The following is a 26,659-nucleotide window of genomic DNA, read 5'->3' as shown; positions in this document are numbered from 1 at the left end:
CCTTCAAGGATGAAGCAATGTCACCCAAACAGCCCGCCAAGGGCAGCATTAAAGTCAACACACCAACCAGCCCGGATGCGCCGCAGCAAGGCAATACCGGGCGAGCGCCACGGACGGGGCCTGAACCGTCCCTGTCTGTCCACCCGGCAACGCGGCCGGGTGGCACTCACGGCGCTCACGGCACTGACAGCCCTGAGGTAACAAGACCACCGCCCGTCGTCATCACGCACACGACAACCGCCTCGGTGAAAACAGGCGCAACGGGACCAAAATCGCTGGAGAGTTACCGTATCCTCGCACCTGACCGTTTGCCCCGGGCCAATACCGAGGGCTTGAGGATGTACAAGGGCCGCGAATACGTCGATGTCGCGCACGACAGCATCGTGATGGTCGGGGTCGATCCGCAGACCGGCCTCTACCGCGCCCAACTCGCGGCCGAGCGCGTGGCCTCTGGTCCGCTACTGCTGCGCGACAGCGACAGCGGTCTGTGGCATTCGCTCGAGGACGGTGACGCCGTTACCTTGATCGACACTCACCTGCAGACGTTGCACACCAATCTCGATCTCACACGTGCCAAGGCCGACAGCGACGGGTTGTTGCGCCACGAGGGTCGGCTGTACCTGCCCCTGCACAATCAGGTTTATCAGGTCATGCACGATGTGAGTGCATCCACGGCGACACACAAAGCGTGGCGCATCGTCAATCCGAAAGACCCCGTGGCAATCGACAGCGCAAATATCTTCCGGGCCAGCCGCAGCGGCGAAACGCGGTCGGTCAGGCGTGATGAGGGCAATCGCTGGGTCTATCATTTGCCAGATCTGAAGGGAGGTATTCAGGACGCGGAGATTGTCCGCCTGAGTAAAGACACGTTGATGCAGATGTATGAGCCTTTTCACAAGGCCCACACGGAGTTGACGAACTCGTCGGACCGGCATAACACCCTCTGGGCGCAAACCCAAAAACTGGCGGAAGGCAGCGCAGAGCGAATCGCAAAACTGCTGAGTCTCGAAGTGCATTTGCTCAAGCATGTGCAGAAACAGGCGGATTTCGTGGAGTCGCTGGTGCTCAACAGGAAATGGCTGGTCCTTGCGAAAGCCAGCGGGCTGTTCAAGCAGGAACTGCACACCTTCCGCATAGAGCGCGCCGAGTTCCTGAACCGCCTCATGGCAGCCATGGATCTGCGGGTGAAGCCAACGATCTCCAGTCTCGATGCCGACAGTTGCAAGCGAATCATCCCTCACCTGAACAAGAAGCTGAGGTTTATCGAAGAACGTGAAGTGGTGCTGGCAGAAATCAGAAAAGCCGACCCCGGAGCGGCGCCGATACTCGAAGAAATCAGGCAGCAAGTTCCGTCGGCCGAGCGCATCAACTTCAACAAGCTGACCCTCTATATACACCTGTTTGCGGGCACACCCGAGCATTCGCCCAATACCACCATGCCCTCGCTTTCAGCCGTCGACCTGGTCACCGCAGACCTGAAAAACATTCCGCAACATGAGCATCCGATGGCGCTGCTTTTGAGCCTTGATCAGATCAGGGCGGACAAGTCCCGATTTGAAATGCAACTGGCCGCCAACGCTGACACCGATGCTTTGAGGGCCGGGTATCTGAGGGAAATCCTCGATCTGATTGATCCATTCGAGAAGCGAATCGAAAACCGGCTGAGCGACATTCTGGAGTCGATCGGGCGCGATCGCGAGCTGCCCAACATCGACCACGATATCGATTTCGATTTCCTTCCAGCACTGCCTGACCCTTCCGAAAGCCCCCGCCCGTCAGCCCCCAGAAAGATTTTCCGGGTCCGCCAGCACGGCACGTACCGGGTTCTGGTCGGCGAAACGGAAACGGCGCTGGACGGCAACGTCATCGTCAAGGTGCCGGACCCGTTGCGCCCCGGTTCGCCATCCGCCCGCTACGAAAAAAGACAGGGCGAATGGTTGCCAGTGCGGCCACCCATCGTCAGTACACCCAGACCACAACTGGTCGCCGAGGCAAAACGGTTACTGGTCGACGTTGAACAACACGTCGCCAAGGCCAAGGTGGACGAAGCGAAAAAAACCAATCCGACCGAGATTCTTGAAGGCTTGGGCAAAGAGGCGGAAAGCCTCAACGAGCAGGCAAGACGCCTGGAAAGCCATGATGACGCGACCAATGACGCCGAGATCCTCGCCCTGGCTGCGCGATTGCGCAGCGCTGCCGACTCACTGGATGCGCATGGCCAAAGTGTTCTGGTGCGCATGTACAAGAACAGGGACGTGCTCGACATCGTGCGTTTGAACTACCTGATGGATGCCAAAGAAGTCAGCGTGAGCAAAACCGTTGAGCGCAAGCAATCGGGCAAAGGCAGGGACAAGTCGTTTCTCGATGTTTATTCGATCACTGATCGCACCGACGGCACACCGTTATGGGAGGCACATTTCCACTATGACCAGCACAACGCCGCGCCGCTGAGTTTCACTACACGAGGCGGTCACCTCAAAACCCTCGAACAGAGCCGACGCGGCATCGACGCTCAGCGCCGCGATGAACAGGCTGGCTTGCCGCACGTGGCCATCTGGCGCCAGACCTTCGATGGCAAGACCGCGCGCAAAATATTTGCACTGGCCAGCCCGGCTGGCGTGCCTTCCAAGCCTGAGTAAAGAACTCAGGGCCATACGATCAATCAGGCAATGACGCCGTCCCTGCCATCAGCTCCCGCTCAGGCGAGCTGATGCGCAAACCTGCAAGGATAGAAAGACATGCCCGTTAAATCGCCTCCCAGAGGCAACAATTCCGGCAATCCCCCGGTTCGCCAAAACGCTGGGGCAGACGTGGACACCCCGCGCCTCGACTTGCCAGCGCGCGCAGATTTAGAGATCTCGATACCCGGTGGGCAAACGCCACGACCGGGCCGCTTACCAACGCCAGCCGATATCGATGCGATCGAGCCGGCTCCGAGCATCACGATTCATCGACCCGCGTTGCCGTTTGAAAATCCGCGTGCGCCTAGCCAGTCCCTGGAACATTACTGGGTGCCTGCGGCCACAGGTTTGTCGGATCGCAACGCTGACGGCTTGCGAACGCACAAGGGCCGCCAGTATGCCGATGTACCTGGCGGCATCGTGATGGTCAGCAAAGATGCGCAAACAGGACTGTATCGCGCCAGGCTGCCCAGCGAGTCCAGCCCCTCGGGGCCCGTGCTGCTGCGAGACTCCAGCGCGGGACTCTGGCATGAACTGGAACACTTCGAGCCCATCGGGGTGCCATTATCGAGCACCCGCCTGGAAGCTTTCCGTACGCCACTGGATTTCAGTGACGTTCAAAGGGGCAGCGATGGCCTCCACCGGCTCAACGGCAAGCTCTATGCGGTGATCGACAAGCACAGTTATCAGGTTCTGCACGACACCGATGCCTCTACCCCGTCGACACCGGTGATGCGCATCGTCCGCGCGCAAGATCCGGTTGCCGGCGACAGCACCAACACTTACATCGCCACACGTCCCGGGCGCTCGGAGCCGATCATTTTCGATGCTCGCGACGGCTGGCTGGGGACGCCGGTCGGCGGTGTCGGCGGCATGTTCCGCAGCGAGCCAGGCAGCCCCGCGCAGCCCGGCTTGCTGCAACGGTTTGCCACCGCGATCAATCATTTGCGCACGCCAGAGTCCCGCGCTCGAAAACTCTTCCCGGCCCTCAACAACGAGGAGATCACCCGGCTTCTGCATTCGCACGGGGATGACGTCCGCGGCTATCTGTCCCAACGCGAGGCCAGTTATAGGGCGCTCAAGGCGGATCTCGCTTCCTGGATCAGGAAGACATCCTCGCAGGCCCCCACCGAAGCTGCACATCCCGCGGTGGAGCGTGCTGTCGAAGAAATAAAACGTTGCTGGAAGCGGCAGACGGGGACGACGCTGAAACTTGATTTGGCAGAGGCAATCCTTGCGCCACTGACGGCTGATTTCAGCCATGTACGAACTCTGGAGCTGAAAGCGGTCGCCTGGTCGGACACCGCCGATACCTTCCTTGGCAGTTTTCCCAACCTCGAGAAACTGTCGGTGACTCACTCCACTCTGGATAAGCTGCCGACCGATATCGCGCCGATGACCGTTCTCAAGGCTCTGGAGCTGAACTCGAACCGAATCCAGCTCGATGAGCAGACAGCAGTAAAACTGGGCGCACTCGAACAGCTTGAACACCTCGACCTGTCGAGCAACCCGCTTGGCAGAGTCCCGGACTTTCGCGGCATGTCGCAACTTCGGTCATTGAACCTGAGCAACACTGGACTGGATCACTGGCCCAGCGGTTTACGCGATCAGGTGGCACTGGACGTGGTCGACTTGCGCAATAACCAACTGCGCGAAATTCCACAGGCGAACCTTGCCCCGTCAAGCAATGAACTACTGGCGATCGCCCGTATCAACTCGGTTACCCTGATTGAAGGCAATCCCTTCCCGGCCGGCTACTGGCGAACGCTTGAGGCCTATTGGCGCCGCGTAGTGGCCGACTATCCGGCGATGCGCACCGGCCCCCGCGCCGACGCGTTCAGACTGGATGGCGACATTCCCGAAGTGGCGATGGTGCGGCATATGTATCCAGACAAGGATCCGCAAGCCGCCAGGGAATATCTGCTCGCCCTGGGTGATGGCGCCGAAGAGCAGATCGCGCGACGCCTTGCCGGTTTCGCGTTACTGGAAACGCAACTGCAGGCCTACATCGCCGACAGTCAACCCGGCCCGGCCTATGCCAGGGGCCCGGAAAGAGTCAACGCCACCCGCCTGGCAAGGATCATCAGAGGCTGCTGGCTAGGCGAATCGGACGGCGTACTGAAACTGCCACCGCTGTACGGTCCATTACCCCTGCTGACCGTGGATTTCAGCCACATCAAATCCCTCAGTCTCGACTCGGTCATCTGGTCGGACACCGCCAATACGCTTCTGTCCAATTGCCCCAATCTGGAAAGCCTGAGCATCGTTAACTCCGGCATCGATAAACTGCCGCAAAAAATCGTCGAGATGGACAAACTCAGCTATCTGGACCTGAGTTCAAACCAGATAAAACTGGATGAGCAAAGCGCTTTGGCACTCGGTGCACTGCACCAGTTGAAACAGATCGATCTGTCCAACAATCAACTGCGGGCAGTGCCCGACTTCAGCACCATGTCCGGGTTGCAAGCCTTGAACCTGAAAAACACAGGCCTCAGTCAGTGGCCTGCCGGGCTGCTCGACAAAACCGCTTTGAACCACCTGGACCTGCGCGACAATCGCTTGAGCGAGGTTCCCCAGGCCAACCTCAACCCGACACCCGAGACGCTGGCTGTCGTCGCGCGGATCAACAACGTCACGCGGCTTGAAGGCAACGACTTCCCCTCTGCGTACTGGCGAAAATTCGACGGCTACTGGCGACGCCTTAAAGAGTCTCACCCCGAGCTGATGGAGCCGGCCCATCCCGCCGTATTCGATAGCGAAGACTCCAGGGCGCAGCGTTATCGAAACCTGTTCCCGAGCAAAACCATCAAGGAGTGCAGAGAGTTCATCTGGAATCATGACAAAGGCACCGTTGCACCACGCTTGCTCGGGCTGGAACAAGAATTCGATCTTTTGAAAACCCAGCTCGACGACTGGGTCTTTTCCGGGGGCGGCAACCGCCTGCGTTACGTGCGTGCCAATCAACTGCAGATCAACGCCACCACCCGCAATGACCGCACCGCAGCGCGGGATCGGATCATCAGTTGCTGGCGCCGCGAAACAGCGCAAAAACATGCATTCGACGGCACGCCGATCGGTCTGGAACTGGACTTGAGCGGCCTGACCTTGCCGACCCTGCCGGATCTGAGCATCGACTTCAGCCATGTTGGTTCACTCAGATTGAGCGGCATGAACCTGACGGAGTCACCGGAAGGCTTCCTCACCCGTTTTCGTCATGTGCGCTGGCTGGACATGTCGAACAATCGCCTCAGGGACTTGCCCCCGGCGGTAGGAGAAATGCACGGGATGACGCGCCTGTTTCTGCAGCACAACCAACTTGAGCTCAATGCAGAAACGGCACGGATACTGGCCGGACGCACAACACTCAGAGCACTCTGGATCGACAACAATCCCCAACTCGGTGTGATCCCGGACTTCAGCCTGATCACCGATATGCGCGAGGTCAGCCTGGCGAACACCGGCATCACGCATTGGCCAACCGGACTGTTTGATCAACCCCTGCTGACCCGGATCGATCTGAGCAATAACCAGATCACCACGATTCCCGACTTTGTCACTGCTCCGCCCCCGGAGCGCCTGGCGCATTCGGTCCAAGTGAACAGTGGCACGTTACTGACGAATAATCCGATTACTGATGAGACGCGGATACAAATGGGCGTCTATCGCATGCAACTGGACGAAGCGCAAACCGGGCTTCACAACAGATTCAACCTGTTCACAACGTCATTTCCTTTGGCTCAACGTCCCATTGCAAGGACCGCCGCAGAGCCCACCCCGATCTGGACCACCGGACTACCCACTGATCAAGCGTTCGCCAGAAACACTCAATGGCGCACGTTGCGCGAGCAGCCAGGCTCAGACGGCTTCTTCAACATCCTCGCAAGCCGTGCGCACCATGCCGATTTCCGGCGTCAGGTCTGGGATGTGATCGATGTCATCAGCCAAGACGATCCACAGTCGCGAACCTTGCGTCGAGAACTGTTCGATCGCGCGTGCGAAGCAGGTTGCACTGACCTTGCCGCAGCCACCTTCACCGACCTGCAAGTCCTGGCCATGACTTACAAGGCGCGCGTTCAGGCCAGGCTCGATTTGAATGGCGCCCCCTTGGTGGCGTTGTCCAAAGGATTGTTCCGGCTCAAACAGGTCGACGACATCGCCGCGGCAGAGATCGCTTCAAGCAGGGCAATCATTGACGATCCGGCAACCTCCCGGGAGCTGCGAAACAGCCACCACCTGCGCATACGCGATCCCCATGAAATGACCATGGCCTACCGCTTTGGTCTCAAGGATCGGCTGCAATTGCCGTTTCAGCCACAGGCACTCACGTTTATCGGCATGGCTGGCGTTACCCCGGCAATGCTGGATGCGGCGTATCGCAAAGTCTCGACGCTGAATGGTTCGCCTGAAGAGTTTCAGGCGTTGGTGTCGATGGATTTCTGGCAGGACTTCATCATTCACAAATACCAGGCGCAATTCGATGCGAGTCGCCAGCCGTTTCAGAATCGCCAGGAAATTCTCGACAGCCAGTCATCACAAGGCCTGCTGAGCGAGGCTCAATACAACATGCAAACCGATGATGTGACGGCGCAGTTGGCGATTGTCGAAGCGACATTGATCCAGACGCTGACGCGGCAGGAATTGCAGCCTCGAACAATGATCGAGGCGCCTCCTGCCGACGTCACGCCTGCGCAGGAAACCCCGGGAACGAGTGGTGCAATGCTGTAATCGATACGTCGCAGCAGGCCGATGGACTTCGGCCTGCTGTCACTCGTCGTCGTCGAAGTTGTAACTGCCTGGGGCAAGGTTTTCGAAACGGGTGTACTTGCCGATAAACGCCAGGCGGATAAAACCGATCGGGCCGTTACGCTGCTTGCCGATGATGATTTCGGCGATGCCCTTGTGTTCGGTTTCCGGGTGATACACCTCGTCGCGGTACACGAACATGATCACGTCGGCGTCCTGCTCGATCGCTCCGGATTCGCGCAAGTCGGAGTTCACCGGGCGCTTGTTGGGACGTTGTTCCAGGGAGCGGTTGAGCTGCGACAGCGCCACCACCGGGCAGTTGAATTCCTTGGCCAGCGCTTTCAGGGATCGCGAGATCTCGGAAATTTCGTTGGTACGGTTGTCACCGCTGGAACCGGGGATCTGCATCAGTTGCAGGTAGTCGATCATGATCAGGCCGACGTCGCCGTGTTCACGCACCAGACGCCGGGTCCGCGCACGCATTTCCGACGGGCTGATACCGGCAGTGTCATCGATGAACAGTTTGCGATCGTTGAGCAGGTTGACCGCCGAGGTCAGGCGCGGCCAGTCATCGTCTTCGAGTTGACCGGAACGCACTTTGGTCTGGTCGATGCGCCCCAGCGAGGAGAGCATACGCATGATCAGCGATTCGCCTGGCATCTCGAGGGAGTACACCAGAACCGCCTTCTCGCTGCGCAACACGGCGTTTTCCACCAGGTTCATCGCAAAGGTGGTTTTACCCATCGACGGACGGCCGGCGACGATGATCAAGTCGGACGGCTGCAGGCCGCTGGTCTTCTCGTCGAGGTCGGTGTATCCGGTGGACAAGCCAGTGATGGCGTTGTCAGTGTTGAACAAGGTGTCGATCCGGTCGATGGCCTTGGTCAGCAAATCGTTCACACCCACCGGGCCGCCGGTTTTAGGCCGGGCCTCGGCAATCTGGAAGATCTGCCGTTCGGCTTCGTCAAGAATTTCGGCGGCAGTACGACCTTCAGGGTTGAAGGCGCTGTCGGCGATTTCGGTGCTGATGCCGATCAACTGGCGCAAGGTCGCTCGTTCGCGAACGATCTGCGCATAGGCCTTGATGTTGGCGACGGATGGCGTGTTTTTCGCCAGCTCGCCGAGGTAACCGAGGCCACCGACTTGCGAGGTCTGACCTTCCTTGTCCAGTTGCTCGGACAGGGTCACGACGTCGATCGGCATGTTCTGATCGGCCAGTTTGGCGATCGCGCGGAAGATCAGACGGTGGTCATGTCGATAGAAATCGCCGTCGGAGACTTGATCGAGCACGCGTTCCCAGGCGTTGTTGTCCAGCATCAGACCACCGAGTACAGCCTGTTCGGCTTCGATGGAATGCGGCGGCACCTTCAGGGCAGCGGTTTGCAGATCGTATTGCTCGGGAGCGGAGATATCGTTCATGGCCACTTGTGTTGTTTGGAAAAACAGGGAATTCAGAAAGACAAAGGGCACGACCTGTATAACAGGATCGTGCCCGATGTTAACCGTCTGACGGACAAGCCGCCAGCCGATCAGTGTTGCTTAAGCTGCTACCACGACAACGCGTACGGTGGCTTCAACTTCGGCGTGCAGGTGCACAGCCACGTCGAATTCACCCACGTTGCGGATGGTGCCGTTCGGCAGACGAACTTCGCTTTTCGCAACTTCAACGCCGGAGGCGGTCAGTGCGTCAGCGATGTCGTGAGTACCGATCGAACCGAACAGCTTGCCTTCGTCGCCAGCGGTGGCAGTGATGGTCACTTCCAGCTCGGCCAGTTGGGCAGCACGGCTTTCAGCCGATGCTTTACGGTCTGCGGCAGCTTTTTCCAGCTCAGCACGACGCTCTTCGAACGCAGCCAGGTTGGCAGCGGTCGCAGCGGTAGCTTTGCCGAAAGGCAGCAGGTAGTTACGGCCGTAACCGGCCTTAACGTTTACTTTGTCGCCCAGGTTGCCCAGGTTGGCGATTTTTTCCAGAAGGATCAGTTGCATGTGAAAATCCTCTAACTTTTAACCTTCACCGTTCGCGCTGTCGGTGTCTTTCGACACGTGACGACCGCGAAAATCAATCAGGCTGTCGACAATGGCCAGGACCACGAGCAACGGATAGATCAGCTGCATGAACAACAGCAGCGTGACGTACAACCCCACCAGCCAGAAACCGGCCAGTCGCTTCTGCCCGACCAGCCCATGAATCAGGGCAAGTCCGGCGAACACCAGCGGTACACTGCACAACGGCGTCAACATGGCCATCTGTGCACCGAGATTCGGGCCCAGAAGCATCAACGCCAGCAGCAACATCGCCGGCCCCAGCGGGATCCCGATGGCGCGAAACTCGCGACCAAAACCACCCGGGTTGTACAACAACGCCTGCCAATGCCGCCCGACAATCAGGCTCAGCACGCTGACGATTTGCAACAGCGCCGCAATCAGTCCGGTCAGGACTGGTGCAATCAGGGACGCGAAACGCGCTTGCTCATCGACCGACAATTGCTTGTAGGTCTCACCGAGAAGCGCCGGCATGACCTTTATCAAGGCCTGCGCGAGCATCTCGATCTGGGCCGCAAACGCGGCCCCGAGCACCACCGAAAACACCACTCCAATCACTACGCTGACCAGCAGCGTGCGAACCCAGGACTCACTTGCGCGCAAAACCAACGCAAGTCCCGAAGACCCCAGCAGCACCAGAAGTGCGCGTGGATCATCGGCATACAGCCACCAGATCAATGCCGGCAGCAGCCCCAGAGACAGAACACCCAGGGCGTCCGTCAGTCCGCGCCGCAGCAGCACAAGGCTCCCGGCGGCAGCGCCCAACCAATACAACAACGGCAATGTTGCACATCCGGCCACCACGAGAGTGGCCTGCATACGGCCTCGCATGATGAACTCAGCTAAGGCACGCATGCATTCAATCCTTTGCTACTTGTCGACTGCCCGGTCTCAGCGGCCGTGGCTGTCGGTGTAGGCCAGCAGGGCCAGGAAGCGGGCGCGCTTGATAGCGGTGGCCAGCTGACGCTGATAACGAGCTTTGGTACCGGTGATGCGGCTTGGAACGATTTTGCCGGTCTCGGATACGTAAGCTTTCAGAGTGTTGAGATCTTTGTAATCGATCTCTTTCACGTCTTCAGCGGTGAAACGGCAGAATTTACGACGACGGAAGAAACGTGCCATTTGATAGGCTCCTTAATAAGGTCCGTGGATTACTCGTCAGCGTTATCGCTGTCGTTCTCTTCGCCTTCAGCGCTTTCAGCGCCTTCGTGCTCAGGACGATCGCGACGCTCACGGCGCTCACTGCGGTTTTCTTCAGCCTTGAGCATCTCGGACTGGCCGGTAACGGCTTCGTCGCGACGGATGACCAGGTTACGGATCACTGCATCGTTGTAGCGGAAGTTGTCTTCCAGCTCGGCCAGGGCCTTGCCAGTGCACTCAACGTTCAGCATCACGTAGTGAGCCTTGTGAACATTGTTGATTGCGTAGGCCAGTTGACGACGGCCCCAATCTTCCAGACGGTGGATTTTGCCGCCGTCTTCTTCGATCAGCTTGGTGTAACGCTCAACCATGCCGCCGACTTGCTCGCTTTGATCCGGGTGGACCAAAAAGATGATTTCGTAATGACGCATGAATGCTCCTTACGGGTTGTAGCCTGCCGCTCAAAAACGGTCAGACAAGGAGTGAATGACACTTATGGACTTGCTGGCGCGGGGCACATGCGTGCCTGCCGTCACAGCAAGGGGCGCAATTGTAGAGAAGGGACAGAAGAGGTGCAAGGCAATTGGTGATTATTTGAACAACCAACGATCTCGCCTTCCCACAAAACAATGTAGGAGTGAGCCTGCTCGCGATGAGGGGGGGTAACATTCAACTTTGATGCTGAATGTTGCACCGCTATCGCGAGCAGGCTCACTCCTACAGGGGATTTGCAGAAGATCAGGATTTCTTGGTGGCAGCCTTGGCTTTGGCACCGCGCTGACGCTGCGCTTCGAACAGGCACACGCCAGTTGCCACGGACACGTTCAGACTGCTGACACTACCGGCCATCGGTAGCTTCACCAGATAGTCGCAGTGTTCGCGAGTCAAGCGACGCATGCCTTTGCCTTCGGCGCCCATGATCAGGATGGTCGGGCCGGTCAGGTCCTGGTCATAAATGCTGACCTCAGCCTCACCCGCCGTACCGACAATCCACAGACCGCGCTGCTGGAGCTTTTCCAGAGTGCGCGCGAGGTTGGTCACCGCAACCAGCGGAATCACTTCCGCCGCGCCGCAAGCGACTTTACGCACGACCGGCGTCAAAGTTGCCGACTTGTCTTTCGGCACGATCACCGCCAGCGCGCCGGCCGCATCGGCCGAGCGCAGGCAGGCGCCGAGGTTGTGCGGATCGGTCACGCCGTCGAGCACCAGCAACAGTGGCGCGCCTTCGGTGCGGTCGAGCAGCTCGTCGAGCATCGCTTCACCCCAGACCTGGCTCGGGCTGACTTCCGCGACTACGCCTTGGTGAACACCTTCAACCCAGGCGTCCATTTCGCGGCGCTCGGCCTGACCGACCTGGACACGATTTTCGTTGGCCAGCTCAACCAGGGTCTGCACGCGCGGATCGTTGCGGCTTTCCGCCAACCAGATCTGCTTGACGCGTTTCGGGTGGTGACGCAGCAACGCTTCTACCGCGTGAACGCCGTAGATTTTTTCCAACTGACTCATGACTTCGCCTTCGGTTTACGTGCCCCGCCACTTTTGGCTGGAGCAGAACCCGCTTTTGGCGGGCCTTTACGGTGTTTGCTCGGTTTGGCTGGCTTGCCGCCGGAGGCCTTTTCAGGCGCCGACCGTCCGGTCTTTCCCCCGGACGCCGCTTTACCACCGTTTTTGGCATCGGAAAGCAGAGCTTTCTTCATTTCACGGCTTTTGCGCAGCTCGGCGTTTTTCGCTACGGCGTCGCTTGGGCGATAGGCTTCGGCAGCTTTCTCTTTAGCAGGGCGACGACCAGCGGTTTTCGCTGGCGCTGCTTCGGCTTTTTCCTTCGCGGCCGGTGCGGCAGTTTCAGCACCACGCTTTTTCCGACCGATCGGCGCGCTGATGGTTTTTTCCGCCATCTCGAAGTCGATCTTGCGCTCGTCGAGGTCGACACGCATGACGCGCACCTCAACGGTATCGCCCAGACGGAAGCTACGACCGGTGCGCTCGCCCGCCAGGCGGTGATGCACAGGATCGAAGTGGTAGTAATCGCCCGGCAGCGCGGTGACGTGCACCAGGCCTTCGACGTAGATATCGGTCAGCTCGACGAACAGACCAAAACCGGTCACTGCGGTGATCACGCCCGGGAACGATTCGCCCACGCGATCCTTCATGAACTCGCACTTGAGCCAGTTCACGACGTCGCGGGTCGCTTCGTCGGCACGGCGTTCGCTCATCGAGCATTGCTCGCCGAGCTGCTCCAGCGCTGCTTCGTCGTACGGATAGATGCGCGCCTTCGGAATGGTCATCGCACCGGCACGGCGAACGTGCGGGGTGTCCTGTTTCGAATGGATCACGCTGCGGATCGCGCGGTGCGTGAGCAAATCCGGGTAACGACGGATCGGCGAAGTGAAGTGGGTATAGGCTTCGTAATTCAGGCCGAAGTGGCCCTGGTTGTCAGCGCTGTACACCGCCTGGCTCAGCGAACGCAACATCACGGTCTGGATCAGGTGGAAATCCGGACGATCCTTGATGCTTGCCAGCAATGCCTGATAGTCCTTCGGCGATGGACCGTCCTTGCCTTTGTGCAGGGACAAACCGAGTTCGCCAAGGAACGCGCGCAGTTTTTCCAGACGCTCCGGTGGCGGACCGTCGTGGACGCGGTACAGCGCAGGAATTTCGTGCTTCTTGAGGAATTCGGCGGTGGCCACGTTAGCCGCCAGCATGCATTCCTCGATCAGCTTGTGCGCGTCGTTACGGGTGGTCGGACGAATTTCGGCAATCTTGCGCTCGGTACCGAAGATGATTCGGGTTTCCTGCGTTTCGAAATCGATCGCGCCACGGACGTGACGGGCAGCCAGCAGAACCTTGTACAGCGCATAAAGCTGCTTGAGGTGCGGCAGAACATCGTTGTACTCACCGCGAAGCTGACGCGCCTCGGTGATTTTCGGCGTTTCCAGCATCGCACTGACTTTGTTGTACGTCAGACGAGCATGGGAATGGATCACCGCTTCATAGAAGCAGTAGTCGGTCATTTCGCCGGACTTGGAGATGGTCATCTCGCAAACCATGGCCAGACGATCGACGTGCGGGTTCAGCGAGCACAGACCGTTGGACAGTTGCTCAGGCAGCATCGGCACTACACGCTCGGGGAAGTACACCGAGTTGCCGCGCACTTGTGCTTCGTTGTCCAGCGCCGAGCCGATCTTCACGTAGCTGGAAACGTCGGCAATCGCCACGTACAACTTCCAGCCGCCGGAGAACAGGCGCAGCTTGCCCGGTTTGGCTTCACAATAAACAGCATCGTCGAAGTCGCGGGCATCTTCACCGTCGATGGTGACGAACGGCAGATGGCGCAGGTCGACGCGCTTCTCTTTGTCTTTTTCTTCGACTTCCGGCTTGAGCTTGGCCGCTTCTTTCAGAACGGCTTCAGGCCAGACATGCGGAATGTCGTAGGTGCGCAGGGCGACATCGATCTCCATGCCCGGCGCCATGTAGTTGCCGACCACTTCGACCACGTCACCTTGCGGCTGGAAGCGCGGCGTTGGCCAGTGGGTGATTTTCACCTCAACGAACTGACCGATCTGCGCGTTAGCGTTACGGCCCGGCGTGACCAGCACTTCTTGCTGGATCTTCGGATTGTCTGCGACGACAAAACCGATGCCGCCTTCTTCGAAGTAGCGACCAACGATGGTTTCGTGAGCACGCGACACCACTTCGACGATCACGCCTTCGCGGCGACCGCGACGGTCAAGACCGGAAACACGCGCCAGTGCACGGTCGCCATCGAACACCAGACGCATCTGCGCCGGGCTCATGAACAGATCGTCGCTGCCATCGTCCGGCACCAGGAAGCCGAAACCGTCACGGTGACCGCTGATGCGACCAAGGATCAAGTCAAGCTTGTCGACCGGCGCGTACGTGCCACGACGGGTATAGATCAGTTGAGCGTCGCGCTCCATGGCGCGCAGGCGACGGCGCAGGGCTTCGATCTGGTCTTCTGTGGTCAGACCAAACTCTTCGACCAGTTGCTCGCGGGCAGCAGGCGAACCCCGATCGGCGAGGTGCGCCAGGATCAGTTCGCGGCTAGGAATAGGGTTTTCATATTTTTCCGCTTCACGAGCGGCCTCGGGATCGAGGGACTGCCAATCGGCCATTAGAGAGTTTTCACCTTGTCTATATGCGGGTTAGTTTGGCATAGGCGCCATGAAACGGGAAATTTCCGACTCTATAAGGCCCTTATCAAGGGCTGTAGCGTCACTTGAAAGCCGTTTTGCACACCGCCGGTAAAAAAAATCATATTTTTTGCTGAGAGGGGTTTACAGTTAAAAAGACGCTCCGTATAGTGCGCGCCATCGACGACGCACAAGTGTTGCCGATACTGCCCAGATGGTGAAATTGGTAGACACGCCAGCTTCAGGTGCTGGTGACCTTACGGTCGTGGAAGTTCGAGTCTTCTTCTGGGCACCAATTTCGAGCTTGAGACTAGATCAGTTTCAAGGCTCACACAAAACCCGCGAAAGCGGGTTTTTTGCATTCTAAGCCCAGGTTTTCTTAAAACTGATTTATTAAAATTAAATCAGGGGTTTACAGATCAAAAGTCGCTCCGTATAGTGCGCCACATCAACAGCGGCAACGCTAGCGATGATTGCCCAGATGGTGAAATTGGTAGACACGCCAGCTTCAGGTGCTGGTGACCTTACGGTCGTGGAAGTTCGAGTCTTCTTCTGGGCACCAATTCAAATTCAAGGTCACGACCTTGGATTTCACAGAAACCCGCGAAAGCGGGTTTTTGCGTTTCTGGCTTCCAGAAATCCAGAATCCCCCCTGCAGGAGCTGCCGAAGGCTGCGATCCTTTGATCCTGTTTTTAAAGCAAGATCAAAAGATCGCAGCCTTCGGCAGCTCCTACAGTTCAACGTAGAGGCCGTACCAGAGCTGGCAGCCTCTCGCAAGGCGCACTTGAGAAACAATATCGTTTATCATTGTTGCAAGTTTTTGCAATGCGACAGTGAGGAACCCTGCGAATGACGTTTCGAAATACCCTGCGCCGAGGCCTGACCTTCACCCTCCTCGGCCTGGCGCTCGCCACTCCCCTCACCCAGGCTGCCGATGCGGTTTCCCTGACTCTCTATAACGGCCAGCATAAAGAAGTCGGCGACGCGATCGCCAAAGCCTTCGAAGCCAAGACCGGCATTCACGTCAACGTGCGCAAAGGCAGCAGCAATCAACTCGCCAGCCAGATCATCGAAGAAGGCGACCGCTCCCCCGCCGACGTGATCTACACCGAAGAATCGCCACCGCTGAACAATCTCGGCGAACTGGGCCTACTGGCCAAGACCGATGACGCCACGCTGGCCGTGCTTCCGGAAAAATACGTGGCTGGCAACGGCACCTGGATCGGCGTGACGGCGCGCGTTCGTGTGGTCGCCTACAACCCGAAACTGGTCGACGAAAAAGACCTGCCGAAATCGGTAATGGAATTCTCCGACCCACAGTGGCAAGGCAAAGTCGGTTTCGTACCGACCAGCGGCGCCTTTCAGGAACAAGCCGTCGCCATCATCAAAATGCACGGTCGCGATGCCGCCGAGGAATGGCTGACCGGCCTGCGCGCGTTCGGCAAGACCTACAGCAACAACATGGTCGCCCTCAAAGCTGTGGAAAACGGCGAAGTCGCTACCGTACTGGTGAACAACTACTACTGGTTCGCACTGCAACGCGAGAAAGGCAAACTGGATTCGAAACTGCATTACTTCACCGGTGGCGACGCCGGCGGCTTGATCACCGTGTCCAGTGCTGCCGTACTGAAATCCAGCAAACATCCAAAAGAAGCCCAGCAATTCCTTGCCTATATGGCCAGCGAAGAAGGCCAGCGCGTGATCACCCAAACCACCGCCGAATACCCGCTGCACAAAGGCATGGAATCGGATCGCGGGCTCAAGCCGTTCAGCGAACTGGAAGCGCCGAACGTAACCCCGGCCGATCTGGGCAATGCCGAAGAAGCCTTGGAACTGGAACGTGAAGTTGGCTTGAACTGATGGCCGCATCGTTATCCGCCCCCGCCGCGCGCGGGGGTTACGTGCCAAAACGCAAGCGGCCTTCAATCTGGCTGGTATTGCCAGTTTTGTTGCTGGTGATACTGAGTCTGTTGCCGCTCGCCTATGTCGGGCTCAAAGCCTGGCAGGCCGGTTGGGCCGAAGCGCTGCACTTGTTGTGGCGCCCATATGTGTTCGGCCTGCTGCGCAACACCTTGGCGTTAATGGTTGGCGTAACCCTTACGTGCGGCGTGATCGGTCTGTCGCTGGCCTGGCTGCTGGAGCGCAGCAATCTGCCGGGACGACGCCTGTGGGGTGTGATTCTGTGCCTGCCGTTCGCAGTGCCGGCGTTTGTCAGCAGCTTCACCTGGGTGTCGTTGAGCGCGCAGTTCGAAGGCCTTGGCGGGGCGATTCTGGTCATGAGCCTGTCGAAATATCCACTGATCTTCCTGCCCGTGGCGGCAACCCTGCGCAATCTTGATCCATCCCTTGAAGAATCGGCCCGCACCCTTGGGCAGAATCGCTGGGGCGTGTTTTTCCGTGTCACCCTACCGCTGCTCTGGCCTTCACTGCTAGCGGGTTCGTTGCTGATCGCCCTGCACATGCTGGTGGAATTCGGCGCGTTGTCGATCATCGGCCTGCAAACCTTCACCACAGCGATCTATCAGCAATTCGAACTGGAATTCAGCAACGCCAACGCGGCGATGCTGTCGGCCGTATTGCTGGCGCTGTGCTTGATGTTGCTGTGGCTGGAACTGCGCGTACGCGGCAAAGGCCGGCATGTGCGCACCGGGCAAGGCGCGGCGCGTCAGGCTGAGCAGGTTCGGCTAGGACCATGGGCAGCGGTCGGTCAGTTGTATTGCCTGATGCTGGCGATTGTCGGCAGCGGAATTCCGCTGGGGATGTTGGCGTATTGGCTGGCGGTCGGTTCGTCGGCGGCTTTTCCGGTGGCCGCGATTACTGAAGCCCTGCTCTCGTCTTTGGCGCTTTCTCTTGGCGGGGCGGCTTTGTGCCTGGTGCTGGCAGTGCCAGTCGGATTGCTGGTAGTGCGCTACAAAGGCCAACTGGCGATCTGGGCCGAACGCTTGCCGTATCTGCTGCATGCACTGCCAGGATTGGTGATTGCGTTGACGCTGGTGTATTTCGCTCTGCATTACGTGCCGGCGCTGTACCAGACGTCGGGGCTGCTGCTGATCGCTTATGCGCTGCTGTTTCTGCCACTGGCGCAGGCGCCGATCCGCACGGCCCTGAACAAGGCTGCGCCACAGCTGGAAGAAGCTGCGCGGACGCTGGGCGCTTCGTCGTTCACCGCGTTTTGCCGGGTGACGTTGCCGATTATCTTCCCGGCATTGGGCGCGGCGTTTGCGCTGGTGTTTCTGGATGCGATGAAGGAATTGACGGCGACGCTGCTGTTGAGTCCGACCGGGCTCAATACGCTGGCGACCGAAGTGTGGGCGCATACCGCGAATGTCGAATTTGCGGCGGCGGCGCCTTATGCGGCGTTGTTGATTTTGGTATCGGGGTTGCCGGTTTATTTACTGACGACTCGAATGTATCTGAGTCGCTGATACCGCTATCGCGAGCAGGCTCACTCCCACATGTTGACCGAGTTCCATCAGAGGAACGCGATCTAATGTGGGAGCGAGCCTGCTCGCGAAGAGGCCCGCCCAGACGACCTCAAGCCCTGAACTGCCCCAGACTCGCCTTCAACTGCGCAGCCAAGCCATCCAGCACCTTGCCACTCGCCGTGGTCTCCACCACCGCCTGCGCCGCTTTCTCGGCCTGCGCATGAATCGTCTCGACGCGCCCACGCACCGCCTGCGCACCTTGCGCCTGATGCGCCGCTGCCTGGGTTGCCAGACCAATCGCCGCGTGCACCTGCTCGACAGACGTTTGTACCGACTGCTGCAACCGCGCGCTGTCACGCAACACCAGCAAACCTTCGCTGGCCTGACGCCCGGCCTGGCCGATTGCCTCGACCGCCTCACGTGCGCCCTGTTGCAACGCGACGATATGCGCCTGAATGTCGCCGGTAGAACTTTGTGTCTTGCTGGCCAGCGCCCGAACTTCGTCCGCTACCACCGCAAAACCACGCCCGGTCTCGCCAGCGCGCGCAGCTTCAATGGCAGCGTTTAGCGCCAGCAGGTTGGTCTGCTCGGCGATCCCGTGAATTACCGTCAGCACCACTTCAATCTGCTCGCTCTGCTGCGCCAGTCGCTCGATCACTTTTGCACCGGTATCGACTTGTCCGGCCAGCGCCTCGATCAGGCTGCCGACCTTGGCGGAGGTGCGGGTGTTTTCATCAGTGGCCTGGCGAATATCCACAACCTGCTTCAACGCCGCTTGCATCGCATGGCTTTCCGATTGCGCTTCATCCGCCATTTGCGAGAGTGCGCGCAAACTCTCCGCCACTTCATCACGCTGCATACCCGCCGCCGCATCTGCACCGGCATTGCGCAGGGTCATCGCACCAATCTCGACGCCGGTACGCTGCGCCACATCACCCGCCTCACGCACGATCGGTTGCAACTTATCCACAAAGCGATTGACCGCCGAGGCCATGTCGCCAATTTCATCGTTGCTGTTGATCTGCACACGCTTGGTCAGGTCGCCCTCACCCGCCGCCAGATCATCCATCGCGGCGTTGAGCATCTTCAGGCGATTGACGACGCGATGGCCGAGCACGACTGCCAGCAACAGCAACACGCCGCAACCGACCAACGCCAGGCCCATGCCGATCCGCCAGCGCAGGGTCGCAGCCGCCTCTTGAACAGTATTGGCGGTATTGGCTTTCATCTCGACGGCCGTTGACTGCGCCGATTGCAGGCGCGCCTGCATGGCTTTGGCACTGTCGGCAGCGGCGCCTTTGAGGCTATCGCCGACCAGTTGATCACTGCTCGCGATCAGCGCGGAGAAGCGCTTGTCCAGTGCCGCCAGATCGGTTTCCACCGACGCAGTGGAAACGCCCATCAGCACCTTGCCGATTTCCACGCCATTGGGATTGATCGAGGCCTCGAGGTAATAAACCGACGGATCGTTTTTCGCCGCATCCAGCACTTTATCCAGTGCACGCTCGCCCTGGCCTTTTTCCAGCAAAGCCTTGTTGATCGGATTTTCGCGATTGAGATAACGGGTCAAATGCTGGCCGGTAGCGTCATCGTAGACCACGAACAGCACGTTGGGATTGCGCTGGGCGCGACGGGCGAACTCGGACAGGGTCGGAACGTCGCTGTCCCACATGGCACGCGGCGCAACGGAGGCGAGCAATTGCGCCATGTCATTGGCCGAATCCTTTAGATCCTTTTCCAACGTCGCACGCAACTGCGCCTGCTCGTCTTTCAGTCGCAAAGACAGACCGGCAGTCAGCCGCTGGCGGGTGCTGGCAGACAAGGCATCGAGGCTCGACGTGACTTCACGCCCGGCCTGCTCCAGCTCAGCGGAGAGTTTCTGGCTGTCGGCGCCCAAGCGCACCGCCAAATCAGCTTCCAGCGCGGTGACGGTGCTCCGCGTCAGGGCAACGGCCACCAACACCTGCACCAAAAGGGCGATACCAAGGGTAACGAACACGGGCCGCAACAAACGGCTTTGTAACAGTGAGAGAACGGCCGACACTGTGAATCCCTCTACTTCTGACGCCATTAATTTGATGGCACTCTTGTAGACAGATTCACAGCAAAGGTCATGCCGTCCAACAGGCATAAACGACAAAGGCCCCGATGAAGGGGCCTTTGTGTTTTTACATCAACGACTTATCAAGCAAACGGATGACGCAGAACGATGGTTTCGTTGCGGTCCGGGCCCGTCGAAATAATGTCGATCGGCGCGCCGATCAGCTCTTCAACGCGTTTGATGTAGGCACGAGCGTTAGCTGGCAGTTCTTCCAGGGTCTTGGCGCCCACGGTCGATTCGGTCCAGCCCGGCACTTCTTCGTACACAGGCTGCAGGCCTACGTAGCTGTCAGCGTCGGTCGGCGCAACAGCATTGCCTTCGGCATCTTTGTAGCCAACGCAGATGTTGATGGTTTCCAGACCGTCGAGCACGTCCAGCTTGGTCAGGCAGATGCCCGAGATGCTGTTCACATCGATCGCGCGACGCAGGATAACCGCATCGAACCAGCCGCAACGACGGGCACGGCCGGTGGTCGCACCGAACTCGTGACCTTGTTTGGCCAGATGCGCGCCGACGTCGTCGAACAGCTCAGTCGGGAATGGACCCGAACCGACGCGAGTGGTGTAAGCCTTGGTGATGCCCAGAATGTAATCCAAGAACATCGGGCCAACGCCGGAACCGGTCGCCACGCCACCAGCGGTGGTGTTGGAGCTGGTCACGTACGGGTAGGTACCGTGGTCGATGTCGAGCAACGAACCCTGAGCACCTTCGAACATGATGTCTTTGCCGGCGCGACGCAGGTCGTGCAGCTCGGCGGTGACGTCAAGCATCAGCGGCTTCAGCAGCTCAGCGTATTCCTTGCACTCAGCCAGGGTCTTTTCGAACTCGATGGCCGGCTCTTTGTAGTAACCGACCAGCATGAAGTTGTGGTAATCCACCAGTTCACGCAGCTTGTCTTCGAAGCGCGGCATGTTCAGCAGGTCGCCAACACGCAGGCCACGACGAGCGACCTTGTCTTCGTACGCCGGGCCGATGCCGCGACCGGTGGTACCGATCTTCAACTCGCCACGGGCCTTTTCACGGGCCTGGTCCAGCGCCACGTGGAAAGACAGGATCAGCGGGCAGGACGGGCTGATACGCAGGCGCTCGCGCACCGGTACGCCTTTCTCTTCCAGCTTGGTGATCTCGCGCAGCAGGGCGTCAGGTGCAACCACCACGCCGTTGCCGATCAGGCACTGCACGCCTTCGCGCAGCACACCCGACGGAATCAGGTGCAGGACGGTTTTCTCGCCGTCGATCACCAGTGTGTGGCCAGCGTTGTGGCCACCTTGGTAGCGCACTACGGCTGCAGCATGTTCGGTCAGCAGATCAACGATCTTGCCTTTGCCCTCATCACCCCATTGGGTGCCCAGGACTACGACATTCTTACCCATAACACTTGTCCTCATTCGCGCAAACTTGGTGCCGGCGATGGCCGGCAGGAAAACTCAAGAAGCCAGTGGCGATACTTGCCAAAGCCCGTTCTGCTGAATCAATTGCCGGTCGCAGTCCGCATCACGGGCGGCGGCCAAAGGTTGTCCAGGCAACGCCTGAACGACACGCTGACCCTCACTGCGCAACTGGCAAACCTGCTGCCAGAGTGCCGCATCCGTACTGTCAGGCATCCAGATACCGCCAGACGGTAGCTCGATCTCAGCACGCCCCAGGGTCACCAGGGTTTTCAAATCGGTGGAGAAGCCTGTCGCTGGACGGGCGCGGCCAAAATCTGCGCCGATGTCATCGTAACGACCGCCCTGAGCGATGGACTGGCCAACGCCCGGTACGAACACCGCGAACACCACACCAGTGTGGTAGTGGTAGCCCCGCAGCTCGCCCAGATCGAAGTACAACGGCAGCTCCGGGAAGCGCGCCGACAGACGCTCGGCGATCGCCAGCAAATCTTCCAGTGCTGCCAGAACCGGCGCCGGCGCATTGGCCAGACGCTCACGGGCAGCGCTTAACACTTCACGGCCGCCGCACAGATCAACCAGCGCACGCAGCATGCCGGACAGGTCGGCCGGCAGGCCTTCGGTCAAGGTAATGACCTCGTCGATGGCTTTGCGTTGCAGCGCGTCGAACAACTGCTGCTCGACTTCACCGGACAGACCGGCGGCACGCGCCAGGCCACGGTAGATGCCGACATGACCAAGATCCATGTGCACATCCGGCACGTCGGCCAGTTGCAGCATGGCCAGCATCAGGCTGATCACTTCAACGTCGCTGCTCGGGCTGGCGTCGCCGTACAACTCGGCGCCCAACTGGATCGGGCTGCGCGAGGACGACAATGCCCGCGGCTGCGCATGCAGCACGCTACCGGCGTAGCACAGACGGCTCGGGCCTTCGCGACGCAGGGTGTGCGCATCGATGCGCGCCACTTGCGGCGTGATGTCGGCACGGAAACCCATCTGCCGGCCCGACTGCGGGTCGATGACCTTGAAGGTACGCAGATCCAGGTCCTGGCCCGCGCCGGTCAGCAGGGATTCCAGGTACTCGATATGGGGAGTCACGACAAACTCGTAACCCCAGCTCTGGAACAGATCCAACACCTGACGACGCGCGACTTCAATGCGCGCCGCTTCCGGTGGCAGTACTTCTTCGATGCCATCTGGCAGCAGCCAGCGGTCTACCGTTGCCATTACGCCATTCCCCTTTGATCCGGGCGGCCAGCCTGCGGGCGAGCCTTGAGTGAAGCAGAAAATGACCGGTCCGTTCAAAACGCACGCGCATGAACGACGCGGCGAAAGGCCTGTTACCGGCTTCGCCCATCACTTTCCTCGAAATACTCTCGGGCCATTCAACCCGATGCCTGCAACAAAAAACAGCAATCAAACGTGCAGACGCAAAAAAGCCGGGAATTTCCCGGCTGCCGCATCATACACACGTTTTCCCAAAGGATCACCCCGCCCGAGGTATTAGCCGCCGGGCGGAATGATTCAGGTCAACGGCGTATCAAGGCTTGGCCTTTTCCAGGTAGTGGAAAAAGTCGCTGCTTGGGTCGAGGACCAATACGTCGGATTTGTTCGCGAAGCTTTCACGGTAGGCGCGCAGGCTACGGTAGAAACTGTAGAACTCCTGATCCTGGCCGTAGGCCTTGGAGTAGATCGCAGCGGCCTGGGCATCACCGTCACCGCGAACCTCTTCGGATTCACGATAGGCTTCAGCCAGCAGCACGCGGCGTTGACGATCGGCGTCGGCACGGATGCCTTCCGCCAGCTCGTTACCCTTGGCGCGGTGCTCGCGAGCTTCACGCTCACGCTCGGTGCTCATACGTTCGAACACGCTGCGGTTCACTTCTTTAGGCAGATCGATGGTCTTGACCCGGACATCGACCACTTCGATACCCAGCTCTTTTTCCGCCATTTTGTTCAGCGATGCGGTGATGTCAGCCATCAGTGCATCACGCTCACCCGACACCACTTCGTGCAGGGTGCGCTTACCGAACTGGTCACGCAGACCGGACTCCAGACGACGGGACAGACGCTCGTCGGCGATTTGCTTCAGACCGGAAGTCGCGGTGTAGAAGCGCTCGGCATCTTTCACGCGCCACTTGGCATAAGCGTCGACCATCACGGCTTTCTTTTCCAAGGTCAGGAAACGCTGTGTCGGTGCATCCAGCGTCATCAGACGTGCGTCGAATTTACGCACCTGGTTAACGTAAGGCACTTTCACATGCAGGCCTGGCTGAACATCCGCCTGAACCACACGACCGAATTGCAGCAGCACCGCACGCTCGGTCTGAGCGACGATGTAGAAGCAGTTCCAGCCCACCAGCACGACAACGACGCCAACAATAAGGGCGATCAGCGATTTATTGCTCATCAGCGGGTCTCCCTTGTGCGCGATTGCGGCAGGTCAGTGACATGCGGCGTGACGTCCGTGTTGTTACTGGCGGCAGCCGAACCGGTGACCGGTGCATTGCTGCCCGAACTGTTCTGAATCATTTTGTCCAACGGCAGGTAAAGCAGGTTGCTCTGGCCGTTCTTGTTGCCGGTCACGAGTACCTTGCTGGTGTTGCTGAAGACTTCCTGCATGGTGTCCAGGTACAGACGCTGGCGGGTCACCTCAGGTGCCTTGCGATACTCGGCGACCAGTTTGGTAAAGCGGTCGGCTTCACCCTTGGCGCGCGAGACCGTCTCGTCACGGTAACCGTTGGCATCCTCAAGGATACGCTGGGCCTGACCACGGGCTTCCGGCACGACGCCGTTGGCGTAGGTTTCAGCCTGGTTGCGCGAACGCTGCTCGTCTTCACGGGCGCGGATCACGTCATCGAAGGCTTCCTGCACTTCACGCGGTGCCGCTGCGCTCTGTACGTTGACCTGAGTGACGGTGATACCGGTGCGATAGGTATCGAGGAAGCGTTGCAGACGCTCCTTGATTTCGCTGGCCATCAATTCACGACCTTCGGTCAGCACCTGGTCCATGGCGGTGGAACCCACCACGTGGCGCAGGGCACTGTCGGTCGCATGCTGCAGGCTGATTTCCGGCTGATCGACGTTCAGCACGAAGTCCTGCAGGTTGCTGATCTTGTACTGCACGGTCAGCGGCACTTCGACGATGTTCTCGTCTTCGGTCAGCATCTGGCCCTGCTTGGTGTAGGCACGCTCACGCGTGACGTTTTCCATGTACTTTTTATCGATCGGCGGGAAATAGATGTTCAGGCCCGGGCCGACAGTCTCGTAGTACTTGCCGAAGCGCAGCACCACGGCTTGCTCCTGCTCGTCGACCACGTAGACCGCGCTGTACAGCCAGACAGCCGCCAGCACAACGAGGCCGATGCCGAGCAGACCGCCGAAGCCGCCACTGCTCTTGCCCGAACCACCGCCGTCATCACCACGTTTCTTACCACCACCGAACAACCCGTTCAGGCTTTCCTGCAGCTTTCGGAAGGCCTCGTCGAGATCCGGTGGCCCCTTGCGGTCGCCATTATTGCGGCGTTTGCCACCCCAAGGATCCTGATTATTCGAGTTGCCACCCGGCTCATTCCAAGCCATAGCGCTCTCCATCTGATAAAGCAAAGACGCACCCACGGCGCGCCGACCAATGCTACAGAATGCCTGCCGTTGCGGCACAACCGCTTTGTCAGGCTTTTATTGCAAAGTGTGTTGCTCGATGAATTCCATCGGCTGCAATCCTTCGCGGCTTACCAGTCGATTCAACTCGACACGGGGCAAACGAACGGCCAGCAAACTGATGCCTTCTTCGTCGTGCTCTTCTTTCTGCACCGCACCGAGTTCGAAAAACTGCGCACGCAGTCGCGCGAATCGTTGCGGCAAGCGCAGGGTACCGATAAACAAATCACTGCCAAGTAATTCGGCGATGGCTTGTTCAAGCAATTCCAGACCACTGCCATCACGCGCCGACAGCCAGACCCGCTGGGGCTTGCCGTTTTCATCGCGCTGGATTTGTGGCTCAACGCCTTCAAGCAAATCGAGTTTGTTATAGACCTCGAGGATCGGCAAGTCCTGGGCACCAATCTCGCCCAGCACCACCATCACCTGCTCGATCTGCAACATGCGATCCGGTTCGGCCGCATCGATCACGTGCAACAGCAGATCGGAATTGCTCGACTCTTCGAGGGTAGACCGAAATGCCTCGACCAGCTTGTGCGGCAAGTGACGAATGAAGCCCACCGTGTCCGCCAGAACAATCGGCCCCAGATCGTCCAGTTCCAGACGACGCAGGGTCGGGTCCAGCGTGGCGAACAATTGGTCGGCCGCGTAGACATCGGATTTCGTCACGTTGTTGAAGAGCGTGGACTTACCGGCGTTGGTATATCCCACCAGAGACACGGTCGGAATATCGGCACGGGAACGACCACGTCGCGATTGCTCGCGCTGGCTGCGTACCTTCTCCAGCCGCCCCTTGATCTGACGTAGGCGAACCCGCAGCAAACGGCGGTCGGTTTCCAGCTGGGTTTCACCTGGGCCGCGCATACCGATGCCGCCACCCTGACGCTCAAGGTGAGTCCAGCCACGAACCAGGCGGGTGCTCATGTGGTCAAGCTGGGCCAGTTCGACCTGGAGCTTGCCTTCATGGGTACGGGCGCGTTGGGCGAAAATATCGAGAATCAGGCCGGTACGGTCGATCACGCGACACTCGAAAACACGTTCGAGGTTACGTTCCTGACTCGGCGTGAGGATGTGATTGAAAATCACCAGATCAGCTTCTTCAGCCTTGACCAGGTCGCGCAGTTCCTCGACCTTGCCGCTGCCGATCAGGTATTTGGCGGTTGGCCGATGACGCGGCACGTTAAAAAACGCAACGGTCTCGGCGCCGGCCGAATTAGCCAATTCCTGAAACTCCTGCGGATCTTCGCGCGCCTCAGGGTCCTGTCCATCCAAGTGAACGAGGATGACTCGTTCACCACCACCGTGGCGCTCAAAGAACAAAGGAGA

Annotated in this window: 17 protein-coding genes and 2 tRNA genes; 6 read left to right on the top strand and 13 right to left on the bottom strand. The window is 59.1% G+C overall.

Translation table 11 applies throughout. From position 1 onward, the window contains the following. Positions 1-17: 17 nt before the first annotated feature. Positions 18-2,639 carry a hypothetical protein gene (locus ACZZ0A_RS28510; RefSeq protein WP_463544031.1) on the top strand — a complete coding sequence of 874 codons (2,622 nt, stop codon included), beginning with the start codon at positions 18-20 and terminating at the stop codon, positions 2,637-2,639. A gap of 372 nt (positions 2,640-3,011) precedes the next feature. Further along, on the top strand, positions 3,012-7,406 hold the full coding sequence (locus tag ACZZ0A_RS28505; RefSeq protein WP_463544030.1) for an NEL-type E3 ubiquitin ligase domain-containing protein: 4,395 nt from the start codon (positions 3,012-3,014) through the stop codon (positions 7,404-7,406). Positions 7,407-7,445: 39 nt separating this feature from the next. Here the strand turns inward: ACZZ0A_RS28505 and dnaB are convergent, their stop codons facing one another. From dnaB to rnr, 7 genes are all read right to left on the bottom strand, one after another. Further along, the gene (dnaB, locus tag ACZZ0A_RS28500; protein ID WP_007915846.1) at positions 7,446-8,843 is read right to left on the bottom strand and encodes a replicative DNA helicase; all 1,398 of its coding nucleotides are present in this window, start codon (positions 8,841-8,843) and stop codon (positions 7,446-7,448) included. A gap of 120 nt (positions 8,844-8,963) precedes the next feature. Further along, on the bottom strand, positions 8,964-9,410 hold the full coding sequence (gene rplI, locus ACZZ0A_RS28495; RefSeq protein ID WP_003186385.1) for a 50S ribosomal protein L9: 447 nt from the start codon (positions 9,408-9,410) through the stop codon (positions 8,964-8,966). 18 nt (positions 9,411-9,428) lie between these two features. Next, entirely contained in the window at positions 9,429-10,322 is an 894-nt protein-coding gene (locus tag ACZZ0A_RS28490) for a hypothetical protein (RefSeq protein WP_463544029.1), read from the bottom strand. 36 nt (positions 10,323-10,358) lie between these two features. Further along, positions 10,359-10,589: a 30S ribosomal protein S18 gene (gene rpsR / locus ACZZ0A_RS28485; RefSeq protein WP_002551829.1), complete on the bottom strand. Its 231-nt coding sequence runs from the start codon at positions 10,587-10,589 to the stop codon at positions 10,359-10,361. 29 nt (positions 10,590-10,618) lie between these two features. After that, a complete protein-coding gene (gene rpsF, locus ACZZ0A_RS28480; RefSeq protein WP_007915844.1) occupies positions 10,619-11,038 on the bottom strand; it encodes a 30S ribosomal protein S6 in 420 nt (139 codons plus the stop codon). A gap of 307 nt (positions 11,039-11,345) precedes the next feature. Beyond that, complete coding sequence (gene rlmB, locus ACZZ0A_RS28475) at positions 11,346-12,113, bottom strand: 23S rRNA (guanosine(2251)-2'-O)-methyltransferase RlmB (protein ID WP_007915843.1); 768 nt, start codon at positions 12,111-12,113, stop codon at positions 11,346-11,348. After that, the gene (gene rnr, locus ACZZ0A_RS28470) at positions 12,110-14,740 is read right to left on the bottom strand and encodes a ribonuclease R (protein WP_095120626.1); all 2,631 of its coding nucleotides are present in this window, start codon (positions 14,738-14,740) and stop codon (positions 12,110-12,112) included. Before rnr ends, rlmB begins: the two co-directional genes overlap by 4 nt. A 226-nt stretch (positions 14,741-14,966) precedes the next feature. On the opposite strand from rnr, the gene ACZZ0A_RS28465 reads away from it, so the two are divergent. The 4 genes from ACZZ0A_RS28465 (at position 14,967) to ACZZ0A_RS28450 (ending at position 18,184) form a co-directional block, all read left to right on the top strand. Next, positions 14,967-15,053 (top strand) — tRNA-Leu (locus ACZZ0A_RS28465). Between the two features lie 180 nt (positions 15,054-15,233). Continuing rightward, positions 15,234-15,320, top strand: a tRNA-Leu gene (locus ACZZ0A_RS28460). Positions 15,321-15,608: 288 nt separating this feature from the next. Beyond that, positions 15,609-16,619, top strand: coding sequence for an extracellular solute-binding protein (locus tag ACZZ0A_RS28455; RefSeq protein ID WP_007915841.1), 1,011 nt, complete (start codon positions 15,609-15,611; stop codon positions 16,617-16,619). After that, on the top strand, positions 16,619-18,184 hold the full coding sequence (locus ACZZ0A_RS28450; protein WP_463544028.1) for an ABC transporter permease: 1,566 nt from the start codon (positions 16,619-16,621) through the stop codon (positions 18,182-18,184). The genes ACZZ0A_RS28455 and ACZZ0A_RS28450 overlap by 1 nt, the downstream gene beginning before the upstream one ends. A 109-nt stretch (positions 18,185-18,293) precedes the next feature. Here ACZZ0A_RS28450 and ACZZ0A_RS28445 read toward each other — a convergent pair whose 3' ends face one another. From ACZZ0A_RS28445 to hflX, 6 genes are all read right to left on the bottom strand, one after another. Further along, positions 18,294-20,228 (bottom strand): methyl-accepting chemotaxis protein, encoded by a 1,935-nt coding sequence (locus tag ACZZ0A_RS28445; protein ID WP_123376901.1) that lies wholly within the window; start codon positions 20,226-20,228, stop codon positions 18,294-18,296. A 140-nt stretch (positions 20,229-20,368) separates the two neighbouring features. Next, the gene (locus ACZZ0A_RS28440; RefSeq protein ID WP_007915835.1) at positions 20,369-21,658 is read right to left on the bottom strand and encodes an adenylosuccinate synthase; all 1,290 of its coding nucleotides are present in this window, start codon (positions 21,656-21,658) and stop codon (positions 20,369-20,371) included. A 54-nt stretch (positions 21,659-21,712) separates the two neighbouring features. Next, positions 21,713-22,900: an ATP phosphoribosyltransferase regulatory subunit gene (locus ACZZ0A_RS28435; protein WP_007915833.1), complete on the bottom strand. Its 1,188-nt coding sequence runs from the start codon at positions 22,898-22,900 to the stop codon at positions 21,713-21,715. Between the two features lie 313 nt (positions 22,901-23,213). Then, positions 23,214-24,083 (bottom strand): protease modulator HflC, encoded by an 870-nt coding sequence (gene hflC / locus ACZZ0A_RS28430; RefSeq protein WP_007915830.1) that lies wholly within the window; start codon positions 24,081-24,083, stop codon positions 23,214-23,216. After that, entirely contained in the window at positions 24,083-25,255 is a 1,173-nt protein-coding gene (hflK, locus tag ACZZ0A_RS28425) for an FtsH protease activity modulator HflK (protein ID WP_007915828.1), read from the bottom strand. The genes hflC and hflK overlap by 1 nt, the downstream gene beginning before the upstream one ends. A gap of 96 nt (positions 25,256-25,351) precedes the next feature. After that, positions 25,352-26,653 (bottom strand): ribosome rescue GTPase HflX, encoded by a 1,302-nt coding sequence (gene hflX, locus ACZZ0A_RS28420; RefSeq protein ID WP_007915827.1) that lies wholly within the window; start codon positions 26,651-26,653, stop codon positions 25,352-25,354. Positions 26,654-26,659: the final 6 nt, after the last annotated feature.

The sequence above is a fragment of the Pseudomonas sp. AC242 genome (assembly GCF_979258655.1).
The sequence above is the reverse complement of the archived record's forward strand: the minus strand, read 5'-3'. Positions and strand labels throughout refer to the sequence as shown.